The organism is Algibacter sp. L3A6 (assembly GCF_009796825.1).
Lineage (GTDB): Bacteria > Bacteroidota > Bacteroidia > Flavobacteriales > Flavobacteriaceae > Algibacter.
In genome coordinates this window covers 2009556-2032085 of record NZ_CP047030.1, presented here as the reverse complement: position 1 = coordinate 2032085, position 22530 = coordinate 2009556, and the positions used below count along the sequence as shown (strand labels likewise).

Here is a 22530-nt window from a genome sequence, read left to right as displayed (position 1 = left end):
TTGGATTGAATAATAATCCTATTTTATAAATTTAGGACTAATAACAAGACAAGCATGGAAGAATCTAGAAAAGACGTTGTTCAATTTATCAATCTACAATTATCATCATTAGGACTGCCAACTTACCATGATGAAACTCAGGATTCCGAAAAGTTTTGCGATCCTAAATTTGAAGAACTAACAGGTAGTTTAATAAAAACATTACGCGAGCAATCGAGACTTTTAGCCTCGCATCATTCTCCTGTCGATTCTAGAATTCAGAGTTTTATAAACGATTATTTTAAAGACATCGTTATTGATAAAACTTATGTATTACCCAACAACACCTTAATTTTATCAAAAAAAGGGCACGCCAGAGAGGTTAGTTTACCTCCTAATGGTAACTCTTTTAAAAGTGAGAATGTAACGTCTCATAGAATAAAACAAGGGATTTTAAATAATCCTTTACATGATAAACGAACAACAAAAGGCACCTTTCATATTGTTGAAGGCCAGCTACCTGTTCCTTTAGATAAACAAGAGGTTCCGAAGGTTGTTTTTCCTCATTTTTTACATGCGGCATTTAATCCTTCTAATGAATTAAACACCTTACCCTTTACATCTAATCAAGAAGAGAAAGCAAAAACTATGGTCTCCATGTTATTAAGACCCATGGTTTGTCCAGAAGTAAAAGGAATTATTTCTAGAAAATCTTTAGAGGTACGCTTTTTTGCACCCGGAAGTTTAGTAAGTAATTTAGACTTTGTGGAGTCTATTTTTGGAAATGCTGGCAACCCAAATTTGGCTCAAAACGATGCGGGATTAGATACGGAACATTGGACAGGCCACACAGGTTGTATAATTTTAGCACCTCAATTAAGAACTTTAAAAAAGAAAGATGTAGGATTACCACATGTTGATGATGCTACAGACCGTCAAAAAAGAGATGGTATGTGCTGGAAAAATGAAGACGAACTGTACAATGATGGTGGTGCCTTCAAAATTACTTGTAGAGATGATCGTGGGGTTGTTGTTACCATTATAGCAGATAACTATTACGGCTATTCTAAAAAAGAAATAAAAACACAAATAAGCTATTCTGCTAATTTATTTGGTTTAGTAGAAGAAGAACATTCTGGTGGAGCCATTGCCTATCCTCGTGGTGTGATGGGAGATATTGTAGACGGTGTGTCGTTCTCTAAAAAACACGGAGATAAGTTTTCTTTTGAAGATGTTAAAACCCTTTTAGGAGACAGAATTGAAGTGATGCCAGAATACTATGCTCTAGATAAAAAATATCCAAATATTATTTACATTCCAGAGTCGGCTTACATCAACACAAACACCAATAGCATCACTTGGAAACATAATGGGAAGGAACAAAAACTAAAATTAAATCCAAAGAAAAAATACGTTCACCCAACGGGAAACAAATTCACATTAGAGAAACATCCGGCCATACCACTATGGCGTATAGTTAATACCATGGCAGAAGGGATTTTTTGCCATAAACCATGTACAGTTTCTGGAGGTGGTAAATCTGAAATATCTAAATCTATGCTGAATGCCATTACTTACAGTGCATTTAACATAAGAGATATTGATGAAGATTTTAAAAAAGCAGACGAAATAATAGAATACAATTACGCTAAGCGATGGGCAAATTACGACCCGACTTTACCACCTTCTCGATCTTTTTTGAGTAAAGGAAGAACGTTAGGCTCTGCCGTTAAATTATTAACACCATCGGACAAAAACACAGATGAGTACAACGCGTTTGTATCTAATATACCTGTACATATTCGATCCTTGGTACTATTTGTAAAAAGACTATACCGTCAAGATCATGCTGAATTAAACTGGAAAGATTGCATGTCGGTAGAATTTATTAATGGCAAAAAAGGAACAGGTTTATTATATCACAATACACGTGTGGTTGGTAGTTATGTACGAATTGGTTTTAATGAAAATGGTAACTGGTTATTAAATAAATTAAGATCCGATTTTTCTGCAAGTATAAAAGTTCAAACTGAAGATGATATTTCTGCATCTATCACCTTGCCTCGAGAAAGGTTCAATAATATGAGTCCTAAATTCCAAAACAAGAGTTTAAAAGTTGTGGCAAATTGTGAATCTTATTTATTTCAACGTCCCGACGAAGCCATTGTAAGAGGATATGATAAAAATGCAGAGCGTGATATTGTTTCAGACAACACATATTTAACCAATTACGAATTACTAAAAAAGAAAGATGCTATTGAGATATTCGAAGACACTATTAATTTTGATAAATACACACAACCTGTAAAAGATTTAATTACAAGTGTTATTGAAAGCCCAAATAACGAAGAATATTTTGTACTACCATCGCATACCAGAATTGTAGATGGTGAGCCTACCAAAAACCCACGATATTTAGAACGAAATATTAATATTGAAGAAACAAGAGAAAGCTATTTAGGTGAAATTGGTATTCGTTTATTCAGAAAAATAAAATCTACAGACCCTGTAGTTCAAGTTGTAAATGCTGTATTACCAGGCAGAAGAAACAACCCTGCCGATAGAGTATCTGGTATCCGTCCGTTGGCTGTTTATAACCCAATACACTACCAAGAAACTCCAGAATTATTTATGGATTTTATTTGTAGTTTAACAGGCAAATCGCCATCAACAACAGGAGCTGGCTCAGAAGGTGCTTTAACTAAAGGCCCTTTCAATATGCTAACACCAACAACCGATTTAAACAACGCTTTACTATCTCACATATTAACAGGTTATGATGCCTTTAGCACGGCGGCAGGTTATGTAGGTGGCGAGAATAAAGTAGACCACGACATCAGCTTATTAATTCCAGAAATCTGGTCGCGTTTAACTCCAGAAGATAGAGATCCTAAAAAATTAATTGAGCATGGCGCTCTTGAAAAAATTGAAGATTTCGAGCATGATGGTAAAACTATTTTAGCCAGTCGTTTAGGATATAGAATTACTAAAATATTTTCTTTGAGATGTTTAAACCGCTTATTTGATGAGCCTACAGCTGTTTTTAACGAAAAAATGCTAAAACCAGAACTTCAAGGTTTAGAAGATTATGTCGATGGTATTAATAATATAGTTGAAGCTCAAGAAAAAGTAGCACTTCGTTATTTTGAAGACGGAAGTATTAATTCTGCCATACCACCATTAAAAATTCTTTTAAATATTATGGCTTATGGTTCTTATGAAGGTAAACAAATTAGTGATCTAGAATTACGAAAATACTTCGATAGAGATTATGTTTTAAGTAGCGATTGGTACAAAGAACGATTGTCTATAAAACAACAAAAGGATATTAATTTTTATGACTCGCAAATTGACTATTTAGAAGGCTTTATCGCAAAACCAAATAATAAAATTTTAGTTGATGACATGAAAATTGAAGATCGATTAACCCGAGTAAAAGCTTTGTATAGTGAGTCTAAATCTGAAAATTACTTGAATAGCCTAATCGGTACTATAGGAGCAGATCCATTGTGCAGAAAATAATTTTAAGAGTAGAATAAAATTATTTTTGTTCTACTCTTATCTTTTAAAAATAAAAATATTTCAAAATCCGTGTTTGCATAAATAAACTGCCATCGTTTTTTGTTTATATTTACTCCTATGTTTTCAGCTAAAAAAAGATTAGATAACGCTTATATCAACGCTAAGGTTGTTGAGTTCGACGACGATAGTAAATTTATACTTTTTAGTGATTGTCATCGCGGTGACAATAGTTTCGCTGACGATTTCTCGAACAACAGAAACATCTATTATCACGCTTTAAAGCATTATTTTGATGAAGGTTTTCAGTACTGTGAAATTGGAGATGGTGATGAACTATGGGAAAACCTATCATTTAAATCTATTCTAGACGCTCACAAAAACGTTTATATGCTTTTGAAAGCATTTCATAAAAAAGAGCGACTTCACATGATTTGGGGCAATCACGATATGGTATATAGAGATCCCAACTATGTTAAAAAGCATTTATCGACTTATTTCGACGCAAAAACAGGTAAAGATGAAGAGTTGTTTAAAGACATTACTTATCATGAAGGCATAATTTTAAAACACTGTTCTACAAATCAAGAAGTTTTTTTAACGCATGGTCACCAAGCCGATTGGTGGAATTATTTATTCTGGAAATGGAGCAGGTTTTTGGTTCGTGTGCTTTGGAAACCCTTAAATGTTATGGGTATTGCAGATCCAACAAGTCCTGCTAAAAACTATACTGAACTTATAAAAGTAGAACGAAAAACAAAAAACTGGATTACGGATAATAATAACTTGGTAACCGTAGTTGGGCATACCCACAGACCTCGTTTTCCTGAACCCGGAGATATTGCTTTTTTTAACGACGGAAGCTGTGTACACCCAAGAAGTATTACGGGTATAGAAATTGAAAATGGAGAAATATCGCTTATAAAATGGAGCATAGCCACCAAAGATGATGGCACACTACAAATTATAAAAGATGTTTTGGAGGGCCCGAGAGCCTTGATTTCTTATAAAACTTCTAGCTAATTAGAAGCCAAATCGAAAGCTGCACTTGCATGAATACTTGTGGTGTCGAAAACAGGTACGCTTACATCCTCTTGCTTAATGAGCAAAGGTATTTCAGTACACCCCAAAATAACACCTTCTGCTCCTTGACTTATTAAGCGCTTAATGACTTCCTGGTAAATAAGCTTAGATTCTGGGTTTAAAATCCCTTTGGATAACTCGTTATAAATAATACCATGTACGTCGTCTCGATCTTCCAAACCAGGAATTATAGCCTCTATCCCGAAGGTTTTTAAAACATCAATAAAAAATGTTTTTTCCATAGTGTACTTCGTTCCAAGAAGCGCTACTTTTTTCAAACCTTTAGTTATTATTTGTTTTGAAGTTGCTTCTGCAATATGAATTACAGGAATATTTACAACTGCTTTAACGGCTTCAATAGACAAATGCATGGTATTGGCGCAAATTAAAATACAAGATGCTCCTGCGTGCTCTAAACTCAATGCTGTTTTACTCATTATGTCGTTTAATAGATCCCAACGGTTTTCGGTCTGTAATTGGGCTATTTCACCAAAATCTACTGAATTAATGATAACTTTCGCTGAATGTGATTCGCCATATTTAGACGCTGCTAATTGATTTAAAATGCGATAATATAGTATTGTAGATTCGGGAGTAATGCCTCCAATTAAACCAATTGTTTCCATATTAATAAAAGTAGTGCTATTACTCCAGCCTACAAAACAAAAAAAGCCAGAACTTACGTTCTGGCTTTTTTAATAATTTATAAAGTTAATATTGAATTACTTCAATTTTTTCTTAACCTCTACTTCATGGAACGCTTCAATTACATCGCCTTCCTTAATATCGTTGTAGTTCTTAATCTGCATACCACAGTCATAACCTTTAGTAACTTCCTTAGCATCATCTTTAAATCGTTTTAACGATGTTAATTCACCAGTATAAACAACTACACCATCACGTATTAAACGGATACCTGCATTACGTGTTATTTTACCATTAGTTACCATACACCCTGCAATAGTACCAATTTTAGATACTTTAAACATTTCTCTAATTTCTGCAGTACCTAAAATCTCTTCTTTCAACTCTGGAGATAACATACCTTCCATAGCATCTTTAAGATCATTAATAGCATCGTAGATAATAGAATATGTACGGATATCGATTTCCTCTTTGTCAGCAATCATTCTTGCATTTCCAACAGGACGTACATTAAAGCCGACAATAATAGCATCGGAAGCCGAAGCTAACAATACATCACTTTCTGTAATGGCTCCAACACCTTTGTGAAGGATATTAACTTGAATTTCTTCAGTAGATAGTTTCTGGAACGAATCGGTTAATGCTTCCACAGAACCATCCACATCACCTTTAAGGATAATGTTTAATTCTTGGAAATCACCAAGTGCGATACGACGACCAATTTCATCTAATGTAATATGACGTTGTGTTCTAACAGATTGCTCACGTTGTAACTGTGCACGTTTAGAGGCGATTTGTTTCGCTTCACGTTCATCTTCAAATACATTAAACTTATCACCTGCTTGTGGAGCACCATCTAGACCTAAGATAGAAACTGGTGTTGATGGCCCTGCGGCAATCACATCGTTTCCACGCTCATCGTGCATAGCTTTTACTTTACCACTATTTCTACCTGCTAAAACATAATCACCAACGCGAAGTGTTCCGGCTTGTACTAAAATAGTTGATACGTAACCTCTACCTTTATCTAAAAAGGCTTCTACTACAGTACCTACAGCTGCTTTTTCAGGATTTGCTTTTAGCTCTAATAATTCAGCTTCTAGCAATACTTTTTCTAGTAATTCTTTAACACCAGTACCTACTTTTGCAGAAATATCGTGTGATTGTATTTTACCACCCCAATCTTCTACTAATAAATTCATTTGAGCTAAACGTTCCTTAATTCTTTCAGGATTAGCGTCTGGCTTATCTATTTTATTAATAGCAAATACAATTGGTACTCCGGCAGCTTGCGCATGCGAAATAGCCTCTTTTGTTTGCGGCATAATATCATCATCTGCTGCTGCTACAATAATAGCAATATCGGTAACTTGGGCTCCACGAGCACGCATGGCTGTAAAGGCCTCGTGACCTGGTGTATCTAAGAAGGCAATTTTTTGACCGTTCTCTAATTCTACGCCATAAGCACCAATATGCTGTGTAATACCACCAGACTCTCCAGCAATTACATTTTCTTGACGAATGTAATCTAAAAGTGAGGTTTTACCGTGATCTACGTGACCCATTACCGTAACAATTGGCGCACGTAATTTTAAATCTTCTGGTTTATCTTGAATCTCTTCAATTGATTCTTCAATATCTGCAGTAACAAATTCTACTTGATAACCAAACTCATCGGCTACAATAGATAATGTTTCAGCATCCAAACGTTGGTTCATGGTAACCATCATTCCTAACGACATACATGCCGAAATAATTTGAGTTACACCAACATCCATCATTGTCGCCATTTCGCTTGCCGTAACAAACTCAGTAACTTTAATGATTTTGCTTTCAGCTGCTTCTATTTGCTGATCAATTTCAGTTTGTTCTCTATGCTTATCTCTTTTATCTCTTCTGTTTTTAGCACCACGACCTTTGCTAGATTTCCCTTGAAGTTTCTCAAGTGTTTCACGCACTTGTTTCTTTACATCTTCTTCACTAGGTTCTTCTTTAACAATATTACGACGTCCTACACCAGTCCCTGGTTTTCCTTTAAAACGATCGTTTCCGCCTGGTCTATTATTTCCTCCAGGTCTATTATCTCCAGGAGCTCCAGCTTTACTAATACGACGACGTTTTTTCTTGTTTGCCGCTGCACCTGCTGCTGGTTTCTTTTCTACAGGTTTCTTTTTAGGTTTATTAAATTGAGATAAATCAATTTTATCACCTGCTATTTTTGGACCTGTAAGTTTTTGGTATTGTGTTTTTACTCTTTCTTCAGGAGTAACAATCTCACCATCAACTATAATGCTTTCTTGCTTTTCTATTTTTTCTGTAGCAACTTGTTTTTCTTCCACCTTAGGTTTTTCGATAACCTTTGCCGCAGGTTTTTCAACAACTTTTGGCTTAGCTTCTTCAACTTTAACAGGTTCCTTTTTAGCTACTTCTACAGGTTTTTCTGTTTTAGGAACAATTGCTTCTTCCTTAACAACTTCTTTTACCTCTTCCTTAGTAACTTCTTCAACAACCTCTGGTTTTTCAACTTTAGGTTCAACCACTTCTGGTTTCTCCTCGATTGTTGGTTTTGGAGTTTCTTTTTTACCGTCTAAATCAATTTTACCAACCTGTTTAGGTCCGCTAAGTGTTTTAGTCGCTTTGATAATCTCCTCTCTTTTGGCAGCTGCTTTTTGCTTTTCTTCAAGTTCACGCTCGCGTTGCTCACGTAACACTTCTTTCTCTTTTAGTTTTGCTTCACTAACCTCTAAAGATGCCACTTTTTTACTAGCGTCTGTTTGAAACTCATCAGAAAGAAACTTATAGGTTTCTTTTGATATTTTCGTAGTCGGACGCTTCTCTATTTCGACACCTTTAGAATCTAAAAATTCTACGGCACGATCTAGAGAGATGTTAAGCTCGCGTAATACTTTATTTAATCTAATTGTTTCAGCCATAATTGCCTTTAAAATACTCAAATATATATATTATACCAATTCTATCATAAAATTAAGAAACATCTAACGATAATTTCTTATAATTTTTATGAAATCGATATTATTCTTCGAATTCTTCTCTTAAAATCCTAATAACGTCGTTAATGGTTTCTTCCTCTAAGTCCGTTCTTTTCACTAAATCTTTCACCTCTTGCTCTAAAATACTTTTAGCGGTGTCTAATCCAGCTTTACTAAATTCTTCGATAATCCATGATTCTATTTCATCAGAGAATTCACGTAATTCTACATCTTCCTCTGCGCCTTCTCTAAATACATCGATCTCGAAGCCTGTAAGTTGCCCTGCTAAACGGATGTTATGACCGCCTCTACCAATAGCTTTACTTACTTCCTCTGGTTTTAATATTACCTCAGCACGTTTTGTTTCTTCGTTTAATTTAACCGAAGTTACACGAGCTGGGCTTAATGCTCTAGTAACAAATAATGGTAAGTTACTAGTATAGTTTATTACATCGATATTTTCGTTTCCTAATTCACGAACAATACCATGAATACGAGAACCTTTCATACCAACACAAGCTCCAACTGGATCAATTCTATCATCATAAGAATCTACAGCTACTTTTGCTTTTTCACCTGGAATTCTTACTACTTTTTTAATAGTAATTAAACCATCAAAAACTTCTGGAATTTCTTGTTCGAATAATTTCTCCAAAAATACTGGGGAACTTCTCGACATAATAATAGTTGGTTTTGCTCCTTTAAGCTCTACACTATCAATTACACCACGAACGTTATCTCCTTTTCTAAAGAAATCTGAAGGAATTTGTTTGTCTTTTGGAAGTACAATTTCATTCCCTTCATCATCAAGCAAAATTACTGCTCTATGACGAATATGGTGAACTTCTGCTGTATAAATCTCGCCAATTAAATCTTTAAAATGCTTAAAGACAATTGTATTATCGTGCTCATGAATTTTAGAAATCAAGTTTTGGCGTAATGCTAAAATAGCACGACGACCTAAATCGATAAGTTTTACTTCTTCCGATACATCTTCACCTACTTCAAAATCAGGTTCAATCTTGCGAGCTTCCGATAACGAAATCTCTTGATTTTCTTCCTCAACCTCACCATCAGCAACAACGACTCTATTTCTCCATATTTCTAAATCGCCTTTATCTGGATTTACAATAATATCAAAATTATCATCATCTCCAAATTTTCGTTTTAAAGCACTTCTAAAAACATCTTCTAAAATAGCCATTAACGTTACTCTGTCAATAAGCTTATCGTCTTTGAATTCTGAAAAAGAATCAATTAACGCAATATTTTCCATAACTGGTTTCGATTTAAAATTTTATCACAACTTTTGCTTCTACAATATCTTGATAAGCTATTTTCGCTTGCTTATTTACCGTCACTTTCCCTTTACCTACAGGCTTAGGTTCTCTAGCTTTCCATTCTAGTTGAATATCGTTTTCGGTAGCATTTGTTAAAACACCTTCTATGTCTTCGGCATTTGTACGCACACTAAGCGTTCTATTTATATTTTTCACATACTGGCGTCGATCTGTCAATGGGGCTGCTGCTCCTGCCGACATCACTTCGATAGAATAATCATGCTCTTCACTATCTAAATCCTTCTCAACAAATCTGCTAATAAAAATGCAGTCTTCAACTAAAACGCCGTTATCACCATCGATAACAATGTTTATATGGTTTTCTGCACTAATAGTTAAGCTGATAAGAAATAAATCTTGTCGCTCTGTTAATGCCTCTTCGAGTAAGTTTTTTACGGTAGTTTTTAACATTTTCTAGTATAAAAAGAGGGGACTTTCCGTCCCCTCATTTTCTTAATTCGCCTTTCAACGGTGCAAATATATAACATTTTATTGATTTTTAAAGGAATATTTCATAAATTTAGCTATGCCACAGCTTAGGTTACAAACAAATAAGTGTACATTTAAGCTTTATATCTGCTCTGCAGATAATGCCTTACCAAATAACTAAACACCCCATAATTCTATGAAAAAAATTCTTGTACCCACAGATTTTTCCGACCAAGCTGAGAACGCACTAAAGGTTGCCGCACAACTAGCCCGAACTTATGATTGCGAAATTTATTTATTGCATATTATTGAATTACCTATAGACCAAGATGATGCTATAAACTCGCATAGCGATTTTCCTGAAGCTTTGTTTTTCATGAAGTTAGCTCACAATAAATTTGAAGCCTTAAAAAAGAAAGATTACCTAAAAGATATAACAGTACATGAAACAGTTGATTTTCACGAAATTTTTAAAGGCATTTTTCATGTAAGCAAAAAGCATGATATCGATTTAATTATTATGGGATCTAATGGAGTAAGCGGATTAAAAGAAATGCTTATTGGAAGTAATACTGAAAAGGTTGTAAGAACTTCAGAAGCTCCAGTTTTAGTTATTAAAAACGAACACAAAGCGTTTAAAGTTGACAACTTCGTATTTGCTTCCGATTTTAAAGATGAAAGCAAACCTAGTTATGAAAAACTACTCCAGTTTGCCAAAATTTTCAATGCTAAGGTGCATTTACTTTTAGTGAACACTCCAAATAATTTTATGACTTCAGGAGAAGCAAACGGTAGAATGCAAACATTTTTAGACGCTTTCGATTTTCCAGAACTCAGCAAAAACATTTATAACGACATTAGTATTGAAAGTGGAATTATGAATTTTTCCGAATCTATTTCTGCAAATCTAATAGGTATGAGCACTCATGGCCGACAAGGTATTTCACACTTTTTCAATGGCAGTATTAGCGAAGATTTAGTGAACCACGCGAAACGCCCAGTAATTACTTTCAAAATTTAAAAACATAAAACAGTCTGCTTTAATAAAACTTAAGGCAGATCGTTTTTTTTTAATTAGGCATCAGGATTTTTACTCCTTATATTTTTATAAACTTTAAAGCCAAGCATAATTAAAACACCTAAAACAACAATTCCTACTACACCCCAAACCCAATTAATTGCACTCTTCAGAATAACTAAAAACACAACAGCAAAAAGTATAAACGTGGCACCTTCGTTCCAAATACGCATAAAACTGGATGTTTTATTCACTATACCATTTTGCAACTGCTTAAAATATTGATGTGTTTTTAAATGATAAACAAAAAGCAATACCACAAAAGTAAGCTTAACATGCATCCAAGGTTGCTGCAACCAAAACGGCTGTAAAATCATTAACCAAACAGCAAAAATAGTACACAAAATAGCCGATGGCCAAGTTATAATATACCATAATCGCTTTGCCATTATTTGCAATTGCTTACCTAAAATTTCTTTATCTGGTGATGGTTTATGATATGCTTCTATTTGATACACAAAAAGCCTTGGAATGTAAAACAACCCAGCAAACCATGTGACAACAAAAATAAGGTGAAACGATTTTATATAATTGTAATATTCCATAAGTGCATTATTTTGTAGTTTTTAATATTAAATCTCTTCGTATTTCCCTATTTAAAAAATATGCAGTAACCAGTGTTGATAACACATCGGAAATCGGAAACGACATCCAAACCCCTAATTCTCCATAAAATTTCGGCAAAATTAATATAAGCGGAATAAAAAAGAAACCTTGTCTAGACAATGTAAGTAATAATGCTGGCGTAGCTTTACCAATAGCCTGAAAATAAGCAGCACCAATAAGCTGTAAAGCTATAATTGGCGTCGCTGCAAAAACCCAACGCATAGCATTTGGGGTTTGCGCAATAACATCTGGATCTGTTGTAAATATTCTTGTTATTGTCTCCGGAAAAACCATCAGTAAGATAAAAATAAGTGTTGCCAAAATAGCGGCATATTTAATAGCAATATTTATACTCTCTCTGACCCGTTCGTAATTTTTAGCACCATAATTAAAACCTGCAATAGGTAAAAAACCTTGAGTAATGCCGAAAACAGGGAATAGCGCAAACATAAGCATTCGACCAACAATGGCGTAAGCAGTAACCGATGTTTCACCACCTAAATCGAATAAAATATTATTCATAAATAAATAAGTAACACTAACCACCGCTTGACGTGCAAGAGTAACAAAACCCAAAGAACCTATTTCTTTTACAACATAACGGTTTAAACCAAAATGTGCAACGCTAATTTTTAATTCTGAATTTTTAGAACTAAAAAACCAAACAATAAAAACGAAAGAAAATAGGTAAGAAATACTAGTTGCCCAAGCAGCACCCTCCATGCCGTAGCCCATTACATTAATAAAAACATAATCTAAAACCAGGTTACCTACAGAAGGCAACATCATGGCATACATAGCAAATTTAGGCTTTCCCTCTGCCCGCATTACATTATTACCTAACATGGAAAATGCCAGAAACGGCACACCATAAAGTACAATTTTGTAATAAATTTTTGCTGGTTCGAAAATAGCACCTTTCCCTCCAAAGGATAAAATAATATCGTCTACAAAGAGCAACCCCAAAACAACCATAGAAACCACAATTAGCAACGTAAGTGTTATTTGATTCCCAAAGGTTTTTAAAGCCTTTTCGTAATTTGAAGCGCCAAGCGCACGCGATATTATTGAAGCACCTCCAATGCCAATACTCATACCTAGAGCCGCTATAAAAAACGAAACAGGCAAGACTATATTTATGGCAGCAATAGCAATAGACCCAATCCATTGACCCACAAAAACAGTGTCTACTAAAATATTTAGTGACATTACTAACAAACCAATAGATGCAGGAACAGCTTGCTTTACCAATAATTTACTTATAGGTTGCGCACCAAAACCATCGGAGGATACTTTTGCCATTGTTAAGCAGTGGTTTTAGACTCAGCCCAAGTATTTATCCATTTAGACAGTAAAGCCACAAACTCATCGTCATCATTTAAACACGGCACAGTTGTAAAATCTTTACCACCCATTTCATGAAAAATTTCTTGACCTTCCATTGCAATTTCTTCCAAAGTCTCTAAACAATCGCTAACAAATGCTGGAGTAATAATCGCCATATTTTCTACGCCGTTCTTACCTAAGCGCTCAATCGTTCTATCTGTATATGGTTGCAACCATGGATCGAAACCTAAACGCGATTGAAAGGATGTAGAAAAAGCACCTTCTTTAAACTGAAGTCTTTCACCTACCAACCTTGTTACTTCTAAACATTGATGTTTATAGCAATACTCATGTGCCTTACTAGGCGTTACACAACAACTTTTATCTATTTTGCAATGCGACTGCGTTACATCACTTTTTCTAATATGACGTTCAGGAACACCGTGATATGAAAATAAAACGTGATCGTATTTTTTACCTTCTAAATGTCTTTTAATTGAATTTGAAAGCACTTCGATATAATCAGCCTTATTATAAAACGCAGGTACCGATTCTATTTTTAAACTAGGAAAAAACTCCTGACGTAACTCTTCTGCTAAAACAGTAATAGTTTCAGTCGTTGCCATCGCAAATTGTGGATAAAGCGGAAAAAGCAAAACCTCTTCTACACCTTTATCAACAAGTTCCTGAAGTCCTTTTTTAATAGTCATGCTTCCATAACGCATTGCCAAAGCAACAGGATATTCTACTTCTTTTTGAATTTTATTTTGAAGTCTTTCTGAAAGTACAATAAGCGGAGAACCTTCTTCCCACCAAATTTTTTTATACGCTGCGGCTGATGCTTTTGGTCGCGTTTTTAATATAATACCTTTAACTAAGGCTGCTCTTGCTATATACGGAATATCTATAACACGCTCGTCCATTAAAAACTCACCTAAATACTTTTTAACGTCTTTTGGTTCTGGACTCTCCGGAGAACCAAGATTGACAAGTAATATACCTTTTTTCATTTATTTTATTTATCTAAACAATATAAGATCCCACCTAAAAGATGTTGCTTAAATTCTGGATTTGAGTAAGATTCTATAGTATGCCCCATTCCGGTGTAAAACATTTTTCCACCATCGAATTCCTGACACCAAGCTATAGGATGAAAATCACCATTTTCACCACCTTCGTAACTAGATTCATCTAGCTCTAATAACACATGCAAGTCTTCATTAATATTTTTAAAACTATACCACTCATCATAATGCGTCCAAGGACTAGGTAAGTGTTTTGTAGCCTCATGCTTGTTATCTTTTACATGCATTGTGGCTTCCGTTTGCTTTGGATGACTTATAAAATACGCACCAACCAACTTACCATACCAAGCCCACTCGAACTCTGTATCTGTAGCCGCATGAATTCCTAAAAAACTTCCGCCTTTATTAATATATTTTTTAAAAGCGTGTTCCTCCTCAGTATTCAAAACATCACCTGTGGTATTTAAGAAAATAATTAAATCGTACTTTTTTAATTTCTTATCTAAAAACACTGCAGCATCTTCAGTATGCGTTACTGTAAAGTTATTCTGTAAGCCTAAAGCCTCAATAGTTTTTACACCTGTTTCAATAGATTTATGTCTAAATCCCGCTGTTTTTGAAAAAATTAGCACCTTGTCGGCAGCATAAGTACTTATTGTAAAAAATGCTAAAAATGTAATTAATAATATTCTCATTAGTTTGTCTTTTATTTGGTTTTATTTAGTTGTTCGTGGTATAGTTTAGGTCGCGCTTCGGTATAATCACAATCTTGAAAAATTCCGCAAGATGTACTTGACCTTGCTAAAGTTTTCGTGTTTGCAAATTTCGCTAAAGCTGCAATTTCTGGTGTTAAATATTTCATTTTTATATTTTTTTTCAGAAGAAACCCTTTTTAAATAATTACTTCCATTATTTACGTTGTTAAAGACATCACATATTTTTTTGGTGTGGTGCCATATTTCTTTTTAAAAGCCGCTATAAAATGACTCGATGTGCTATAACCTACTTTTAAACCAACTTCATTTACATTATCGTTACCGGCTTCTAACAACTTTCTAGCAACTTCCATCTTATAGTCGAATAAAAAGCTAAAAACTGAATCGCCATAAATTTGCTTAAAGCCTTCTTTTAATTTTTTAATATTTAATCCTATTTCATCAGCAAGTTCTTGTAAACTTGGCGGCTCTGCAATTCTAGAAATCACAATATCTTTTGCTTTTCTAATTTTTATAACATTAGTTTCATCTACCAAAAACGGACATTGCTCAACATCGGCATCTTCATTCCTATTGAAATACAAACTTAAAAGTTCATACGCTTTACCTTTGAAATATAAGTTTTTTATTGAAAGGTTGAGATTATAATTTATCAACTGATTTAAAACAATAGCCATAGAAGGCGTAATAACACCATCTTTATAATACTTTTTATCCTTATTATCATCACTTAAAAAAGTGATATAACCAGCCTCTTGAGAAAACAAACCATGGAATTTCTTAATTGAAATCAATATAGAAACCATCCAAGAGTTTGGTTCAATTTTAAGATTAATTGGTAAATCGCGCTGTGGGTTATATAACAGCAAAGAGTTCTCTTCTAGAATATTTAAAGTGTAGCGCCCTTCGTTAAAAACAAACTGGCTAGAACCTTTTACACAAAAGTGAAATTGTATAAAGTCGCTATGTATATCTTTTACAATGTTTTGCGTTTCGCTCTCATCATTTTTATACATTAAAACCACAAACCCCTCGCCAACTTCTGTCTCCAAAAACGACCTTTGAGCGTTACTTTTACTGGTGTCTTCAGCGTTATTTTTATTCATCTTATTTAGATTGGTTCTAAATTAATCACTCCAAATCATCCTCTATCGCTACAAAAATATGATATTTATCACATTTCGAGCAAAAACAACGTTAAAAAACCACAAACGACACTAAAAGTTCTTTGAGCGTTACTTTTTAAGTCGGCATCCGTATATTTTTGCCACACATTTTTAATTAGCGCATGCACAAGTATAACGTTTCGAAAAGTAATTACTTTTATGCTATTGGTTTAAGTTACAAAAAAGCCGATGCAGATATTCGTGGACATTTTAGTCTAAGCGAAGAAGGTAAACTTGCACTTTTAAATCAAGCCAAAGAAAATAACATTGAAAGTCTGGTGGTAACTTCCACTTGTAACAGAACTGAAATTTACGGTTTTGCACAACATCCCTTTCAACTTATTAAATTGCTTTGCGATAATACACGTGGTACTGTTGAAGAATTTCAAGAGGTTGCTTACATATACAAAAACAAGGAAGCTATATCGCACATGTTTCGTGTAGGTTCTGGTTTAGACAGCCAAATTCTTGGTGATTTCGAAATTATAAGTCAATTAAAAATTAGCGCTAAACTTTCAAGAAAACACGGATTACTTAATCCTTTTTCTGAAAGATTAATAAATGCTGTAATACAAGCGAGCAAACGTATTAAAAATGAAACTGAAATTTCATCTGGAGCCACTTCGGTTTCTTTTGCTTCGGTACAATACATTTTTAATGAAGTTGAAGATATTACCAATAAAAACATTCTACTCTTCGGAACAGGGAAAATTGGTAGAAACACTTGCGAAAACTTAGTTAAACATACTAAAAACGAACATATCACTTTAATAAATAGAACGAAAACGAAGGCTGAACAAATAGCCGGAAAATTCAATTTATTAGTTAAAGATTATTCTAACTTACAAGAAGAAATAACCGACTCGGATATTTTAATTGTAGCTACCGGAGCGCAACGCCCTACTATTGATAAACATATTATACAAAGCAACAAACCGCTTTTAATTTTAGATTTATCAATTCCTAAAAATGTAGACGAAAACGTATTAGAACTAGAAGGTGTTAAACTGGTACATTTAGATCATTTATCTCAAATTACTGATAGAACTCTAGAAGCTAGAAAGCAACATATTCCTTCCGCGGAAGCGATTATAGAAGAAGTAAAAGAAGAATTTAACGGTTGGTTAGAAACCAGAAAGTTTGCGCCAACTATTAAAGCTCTTAAACATAAACTGAACGATTTTGCAACGGCAGAATTAGATACGCAACGTAAAAAAATATCCGATTTTAACGAATCGCAAGCCGAAATAATCAGCAACAATATCATTCAGAAAATTACAAATCATTTTGCGCATCATTTAAAAGATGATGACGTTTCTACAGACGAAAGTCTTGAACTTATTAAAAAAGTGTTCCAATTAGAACCTTCTACAAAAAATGTCTAAAATTATAAAAATTGGTACTCGCGATAGCGAATTAGCGTTATGGCAAGCCAAAATAGTGCAAAGTCAACTCGAACATTTAGGTCATAAAACACAATTAGTTCCTGTAAAATCTACAGGTGATTTAGTTTTAGACAAACCTCTTTACGAGTTAGGTATTACCGGGATTTTTACAAGAACATTAGATATCGCTATGCTAAATAACGATATCGATATTGCTGTACACTCCTTAAAAGATGTGCCTACCCTTTTACCTAAAGGTATTGTACAAGCTGCCGTTTTAAAACGTGGTAATGTAAAAGATACTTTGGTTTTTAAAGACAATGAAGAATTTTTAGGATCTAAAGACGCCGTTATTGCAACGGGGAGTTTACGTAGACGTGCACAATGGTTAAATCGTTTCCCAACGCATACTATTACCGATTTACGTGGTAATGTAAATTCTCGCTTAGAAAAACTCGAAAACAGCGATTGGAACGGTGCTATTTTTGCAGCTGCCGGTATTGGACGTATTGGTATTAGACCAGAAGATGCTATTAATTTAGATTGGATGGTTCCTGCACCAGCACAAGGAGCAATTATGATTACTGCTTTAGAAGAAGACGAAAACATAAGAGCTATTTGTGCAGAATTAAATCACGAAGAAACTGAAATTTGCACAACCATAGAGCGCGATTTTTTAAATAAATTAGAAGGCGGATGTACAGCACCTATTGGAGCTTTAGCCTTTATTAAAGACGAAGAAATAACCTTTACAGGTGTTTTACTAAGTCCTGATGGAACAAAACGTATCGACGTATCTCGTGTTAAAAAATTAGGCGAACATAATGATGTTGCTCAATATTGTGCCGATTTTGTTATTGAACGTGGCGGAAAACGCTTAATGGATAGCATAAAAGATGCTGATAGAAAAACGAATGTATATTCTACAAAATCTTTAACAGAAGATCAACGTTTATTGTTTCATGAAAAAGTAAAATCTGAAAGTACAGATGTGGTTAAAATTAGTTTAAACCGTATTCACCCAAGATTTTTAAAACAAGAAATACAAAACGTAATAATTACTAGCAAAAACGCAGTAGAATCACTTACTACAAATTATTCAGCTATTGAATTACAGTTTAAAAATATTTACTGTGTAGGTCGTAGAACCAAACGTTTAGTTGAAAATAAAATTGGAAAAGTAGCACATGCCGAAAACAACGCTAAAAAACTAGCGGAATACTTAGTAGAATACATGGAAGGTACAGAAGCAACTTATTTCTGTAGCGATATTAGATTAGATGCTTTACCAACTATTTTAAGTGAAAACAACTTGAAAGTTAACGAAATTGAAGCTTATCAAACCAAGTACGATGGTGTAAAAGTTAACGACTCGGTAGAAGCTGTTATGTTTTATAGCCCTTCTACGGTTGAGAGTTTTACTCAAAAAAACAATAAAGAAGTTATTGCTTTTTGTATTGGGGAAACTACAGCAGCAGAAGCTAAAAAGCATTTTGATGATGTACGTATAGCAAAAGTACCAACGGTAGAAAGTGTTATTGAGTTAGTAAACGAGCACTATATTTAATACCTAAGATTTTATTTTAAAAACAGGTTTTCTTTTTAAACCAGTACATTTAAAATGCCTAAATTAAAAAAACAATCATTATTAAATTACGTGTATCGCTTTTTCGATATTATCGTATTATTTTTTATTGTTTTCGATTTCGGCTACGATCATGCAGATAATTACACGTCACCACATGTATTTGGCTTACTTACGCTATCCGTTTTATTGTTGGCATTTAATACGGTAAAACTTTTTATTTACAAGTATAAAAACAATAAGCGTGTAGCCATAGTTAATATAGCCATTATCTCCATTTTACTTTTAAGTTCGTTGGTGGTTTGGCTAGTGCACAGCGGTAACGATTATCATGTTGTTTTACAGAAAATAAAACCCATACTCGAACTCGGGCTTATTTTATATTTCCTATTAAGGCTACTTGTTTTTGTACGCTATATATACGAGGTCTACTTTAATCCCGCAATTGTTTTTGTCGGCAGCTTTTTTATACTAGCCATTTTAGGCGCTTTTTTATTAATGCTACCAAGTGCAACAACAAACGGCATAAGTTTCACAAATGCGCTTTTTACAGCAACAAGCTCAGTATGTGTAACCGGTTTAGCCGTTTTAGATACAAGTCAAGATTTTACTATTATTGGTCAATCCATTATACTTGTTTTGATTCAATTAGGTGGTTTAGGTATATTAACGTTTACTTCTTTTTTCGCATTTTTTTTCAGAGGAAGCTCATCATTTAAAGAAGGCTTAAACACTAAAGATTTTATTGCTCAAGAAGGTTTAAAAGATGTATTTAGAGCTGCACTAAACGTCGTAACATTTACGGTAGCATTAGAACTTGTAGGCATGGCATTTATATATTTTTCTGTACTCGATAATGAGGTAATAAAAGACAAACTGTTCTTTTCAGTTTTCCATTCTATCTCGGCATTTTGTAATGCAGGATTTTCCATTTTACCATCAGGATTGTTTGAGGAGAGCATTCGTTTTAATTACGGATTCCAATGGATAATAATGATGCTTATTATCTTTGGAGGTTTGGGGCACAATATTATTTTCAATTTCTATAAAAAATTAAAGATCTCTTGTTTAGAGCTATTTCAAGAAAAAGCCATCCATAAACGTGTGCCTATAATTACTTTAAATACCAAAATTGTAATTTATACTACATCCATTTTACTATTTGTGGGTTGGGTTGTTTTCTTTATAACAGAATACAATAACACCATGGTAGAGCACACCACTTTAATTGGTAAACTAACCAATGCAGCATTTAGCTCGGTAAGTCCAAGAACGGCAGGTTTTAATGTTATAGATTACAGTGAAATGACTATACCATCATTACTGTTCGTTATCTTTTTAATGTGGATTGGAGCTTCACCAGCATCGACCGGAGGTGGTATAAAAACAAGTACCTTTGCATTGGCAACATTGAATATATTTGCAGTCGCTAGAGGAAAAAGCCGTATTGAAATTTTTGGAAAACGAATTTCATCAGAGTCCACATCGAGAGCCTTTGCTATTTTATGTATCTCGCTTATCGTTATTGGTTTTTCTATAATGGCATTATTAATATTCGAGCCAAAAGACACACCTTTATTAACGGTCGCTTTCGAATGTTTTTCAGCTTACAGCACCGTTGGTTTAAGTTTAAATTTTACACCAACTTTAACAGAACCTAGTAAATATGTTATTATTTTAGTCATGTTTATTGGTCGTATAGGTATGCTCAACTTAATGATTGGTTTATTACGCCAAATAAACCATCAGTTTTACGAGTATCCAAAAGAAAATATTTTGATTAACTAGAAGTTGATCAAAAACAAATAATTTTAAAAATGAAAATAATCGTTATCGGACTTGGTAATTTCGGACATGCCTTAGCAATAAGCCTTACCGAAACAGGCAACGAAGTTATTGCCATAGACAAACAAATGGAGAAAATTAACCTGCTAAAAGATCAAGTTTCTCATGCCATTTGTATGGATTCCACAAACGAACTTGCCTACAACGCCGTACCTTTAAAAGATGCAGATAAGGTTGTGGTAGCCATTGGTGAAAACGAAGGCGCTGCTATAATTACAACGGCCATTGTAAAAAAATTATCCGATGTAAAAATTATTAGTCGTGCCCTTTCCCCTATTCACGATACTGTTCTAGAAGCCATGGGTGTGCATAGCATTATTCATCCAGAACAAGATTCAGCAAAACGATTAACAAAACAAATAAACTTTAAATCTACCTTAGAAAACTATCAATTAGATAATAATTTCACCATTTCAGAAGTAAAAGCAAAAAAAGCATTCTTCGGAAAAACATTAAAAGAGTTAGATACAACAAACAAATTTCAGCTTACACTAATTACCATAATTAGAGAAAGAGAAAAACATAGTATTTTAGGCAAAAAACAAATAATAAAAGAAAGTATTGGCCGTGTTACTTCGGAAACCTTAGTACTCGAAAACGATGTTTTAGTTGTTTATGGCAACAACAAAGACATCGAAAATTACTGTATTGGACAAGAAGAATACGATTTAAGAAATAAAAACATATAACATGATAAAGAACGATTTATTTTTACGAGCATTAAAAGGTGAAACCGTAGAGCGCCCTCCAGTTTGGATGATGCGCCAAGCCGGTAGATATTTACCAGAATTCATGGAGATTAAAGCAAAGTACGATTTTTTTACACGTTGCCAAACTCCAGAATTAGCAAGTGAAATTACCGTACAACCCATTCGCCGTTTTGGTATGGATGCTGCCATTTTATTTAGCGATATTTTGGTAATACCACAAGCCATGAACATCGAGGTACAAATGAAACCCAATTTTGGCCCATATTTACCAAACCCAATTCGTTCACAAAAAGATGTAGACAACGTTATAGTGCCAGATGTTACTGTAGCTCTAGACTACGTTTATCAAGCTATAAAAGCAACAAAAGAAAAATTAAACGACGATATTCCTTTAATAGGTTTTGCCGGATCTCCATGGACCATTTTATGCTATTGCGTACAAGGCCAAGGCAGCAAAAACTTCGATAAAGCCAAAGAATTTTGTTTTACAAATCCAGTTGCCGCACATAATTTATTGCAAAAAATTACAGACACAACTATCGCTTACTTAAAAGAAAAAGTGAAAGCCGGTGTTAACGCTGTACAAGTTTTCGATTCTTGGGGAGGCATGCTTTCACCAGTAGATTACCAAGAGTTTTCTTGGCAATATATCCAACAAATTATTGATGCTTTAAAAGATGAAACTCCAGTTATCGCTTTCGGTAAAGGATGTTGGTTTGCCCTAAACGAAATGGCCAATTCTGGTGCTTCTGCACTTGGTATCGATTGGACTTGTTCGGCTAGAAACGCACGTTATTTAACAGGAGGCAACATCACGCTTCAAGGGAATTTCGATCCAACACGCTTGTTTTCGCCACCAGCAGAAATCAAGAAAATGGTACACCAAATGATTAACGAATTTGGTAAAGACAAATACATTGTAAACCTAGGGCACGGTATTTTACCAAACATCCCAATAGAAAATGCACGCGCGTTTATCGATGCAGTGAAAGAATATAAAGTTTAAAGTTTCCTGGGCGTTACCTACTTTTTTAGTAACATTTTACCTAAACAGTATACATATAGCTGTAAAAAAAGTAGGTCGCGCTTTTACTACTCGCTCC

Annotated in this window: 18 protein-coding genes; 8 read left to right on the top strand and 10 right to left on the bottom strand. The window is 34.2% G+C overall.

Features of this window, described 5'->3' with window-relative positions; all coding sequences use genetic code 11:
• Positions 1 to 54: 54 nt before the first annotated feature.
• Both GQR98_RS08510 and GQR98_RS08505 read left to right on the top strand, forming a co-directional pair.
• Positions 55 to 3501 carry a hypothetical protein gene (locus GQR98_RS08510; RefSeq protein ID WP_159019142.1) on the top strand — a complete coding sequence of 1149 codons (3447 nt, stop codon included), beginning with the start codon at positions 55 to 57 and terminating at the stop codon, positions 3499 to 3501.
• Between the two features lie 117 nt (positions 3502 to 3618).
• Positions 3619 to 4521: a metallophosphoesterase family protein gene (locus GQR98_RS08505; RefSeq protein WP_159019141.1), complete on the top strand. Its 903-nt coding sequence runs from the start codon at positions 3619 to 3621 to the stop codon at positions 4519 to 4521.
• Here the strand turns inward: GQR98_RS08505 and GQR98_RS08500 are convergent.
• From GQR98_RS08500 to rimP, 4 genes are all read right to left on the bottom strand, one after another.
• Positions 4518 to 5207 carry an aspartate/glutamate racemase family protein gene (locus tag GQR98_RS08500; RefSeq protein WP_159019140.1) on the bottom strand — a complete coding sequence of 230 codons (690 nt, stop codon included), beginning with the start codon at positions 5205 to 5207 and terminating at the stop codon, positions 4518 to 4520. The two genes, GQR98_RS08505 and GQR98_RS08500, sit on opposite strands and share 4 nt — an antisense overlap.
• 96 nt (positions 5208 to 5303) lie before the next feature.
• Positions 5304 to 8159: a translation initiation factor IF-2 gene (gene infB, locus GQR98_RS08495; protein ID WP_159019139.1), complete on the bottom strand. Its 2856-nt coding sequence runs from the start codon at positions 8157 to 8159 to the stop codon at positions 5304 to 5306.
• A gap of 100 nt (positions 8160 to 8259) precedes the next feature.
• Positions 8260 to 9492 carry a transcription termination factor NusA gene (gene nusA, locus GQR98_RS08490; RefSeq protein WP_042496918.1) on the bottom strand — a complete coding sequence of 411 codons (1233 nt, stop codon included), beginning with the start codon at positions 9490 to 9492 and terminating at the stop codon, positions 8260 to 8262.
• 13 nt (positions 9493 to 9505) lie between these two features.
• Complete coding sequence (gene rimP / locus GQR98_RS08485; protein ID WP_159019138.1) at positions 9506 to 9967, bottom strand: ribosome assembly cofactor RimP; 462 nt, start codon at positions 9965 to 9967, stop codon at positions 9506 to 9508.
• A gap of 214 nt (positions 9968 to 10181) precedes the next feature.
• On the opposite strand from rimP, the gene GQR98_RS08480 reads away from it, so the two are divergent.
• A complete protein-coding gene (locus GQR98_RS08480) occupies positions 10182 to 11006 on the top strand; it encodes a universal stress protein (RefSeq protein WP_159019137.1) in 825 nt (274 codons plus the stop codon).
• A gap of 53 nt (positions 11007 to 11059) precedes the next feature.
• Here GQR98_RS08480 and GQR98_RS08475 read toward each other — a convergent pair whose 3' ends face one another.
• Genes GQR98_RS08475 through GQR98_RS08455 form a run of 6 tightly spaced genes read right to left on the bottom strand, consistent with a single transcriptional unit; the run spans position 11060 to position 15842 of the window.
• Positions 11060 to 11608 carry a CopD family protein gene (locus GQR98_RS08475; RefSeq protein ID WP_159019136.1) on the bottom strand — a complete coding sequence of 183 codons (549 nt, stop codon included), beginning with the start codon at positions 11606 to 11608 and terminating at the stop codon, positions 11060 to 11062.
• A 7-nt stretch (positions 11609 to 11615) separates the two neighbouring features.
• Entirely contained in the window at positions 11616 to 12971 is a 1356-nt protein-coding gene (locus GQR98_RS08470; RefSeq protein WP_159019135.1) for an MATE family efflux transporter, read from the bottom strand.
• 2 nt (positions 12972 to 12973) lie between these two features.
• Positions 12974 to 14005, bottom strand: a complete 1032-nt coding sequence (gene hemH / locus GQR98_RS08465; RefSeq protein WP_159019134.1) for a ferrochelatase — start codon at positions 14003 to 14005, stop codon at positions 12974 to 12976.
• Between the two features lie 5 nt (positions 14006 to 14010).
• A complete protein-coding gene (locus tag GQR98_RS08460; RefSeq protein ID WP_159019133.1) occupies positions 14011 to 14715 on the bottom strand; it encodes a ThuA domain-containing protein in 705 nt (234 codons plus the stop codon).
• A gap of 11 nt (positions 14716 to 14726) precedes the next feature.
• Positions 14727 to 14882: a hypothetical protein gene (locus tag GQR98_RS18970; RefSeq protein WP_199270281.1), complete on the bottom strand. Its 156-nt coding sequence runs from the start codon at positions 14880 to 14882 to the stop codon at positions 14727 to 14729.
• A gap of 51 nt (positions 14883 to 14933) precedes the next feature.
• On the bottom strand, positions 14934 to 15842 hold the full coding sequence (locus tag GQR98_RS08455; RefSeq protein WP_159019132.1) for a helix-turn-helix transcriptional regulator: 909 nt from the start codon (positions 15840 to 15842) through the stop codon (positions 14934 to 14936).
• A gap of 182 nt (positions 15843 to 16024) precedes the next feature.
• On the opposite strand from GQR98_RS08455, the gene hemA reads away from it, so the two are divergent.
• The 5 genes from hemA to hemE are packed head-to-tail and all read left to right on the top strand — an operon-like array spanning position 16025 to position 22433.
• The gene (gene hemA, locus GQR98_RS08450) at positions 16025 to 17287 is read left to right on the top strand and encodes a glutamyl-tRNA reductase (protein ID WP_159019131.1); all 1263 of its coding nucleotides are present in this window, start codon (positions 16025 to 16027) and stop codon (positions 17285 to 17287) included.
• Positions 17280 to 18854 carry a hydroxymethylbilane synthase gene (gene hemC / locus GQR98_RS08445; RefSeq protein WP_159019130.1) on the top strand — a complete coding sequence of 525 codons (1575 nt, stop codon included), beginning with the start codon at positions 17280 to 17282 and terminating at the stop codon, positions 18852 to 18854. The genes hemA and hemC overlap by 8 nt, the downstream gene beginning before the upstream one ends.
• 54 nt (positions 18855 to 18908) lie before the next feature.
• On the top strand, positions 18909 to 20660 hold the full coding sequence (locus tag GQR98_RS08440; RefSeq protein WP_159019129.1) for a TrkH family potassium uptake protein: 1752 nt from the start codon (positions 18909 to 18911) through the stop codon (positions 20658 to 20660).
• A gap of 29 nt (positions 20661 to 20689) precedes the next feature.
• Positions 20690 to 21406, top strand: coding sequence for a potassium channel family protein (locus tag GQR98_RS08435; RefSeq protein ID WP_159019128.1), 717 nt, complete (start codon positions 20690 to 20692; stop codon positions 21404 to 21406).
• A 1-nt stretch (position 21407) separates the two neighbouring features.
• A complete protein-coding gene (gene hemE / locus GQR98_RS08430; RefSeq protein WP_159019127.1) occupies positions 21408 to 22433 on the top strand; it encodes a uroporphyrinogen decarboxylase in 1026 nt (341 codons plus the stop codon).
• Positions 22434 to 22530: the final 97 nt, after the last annotated feature.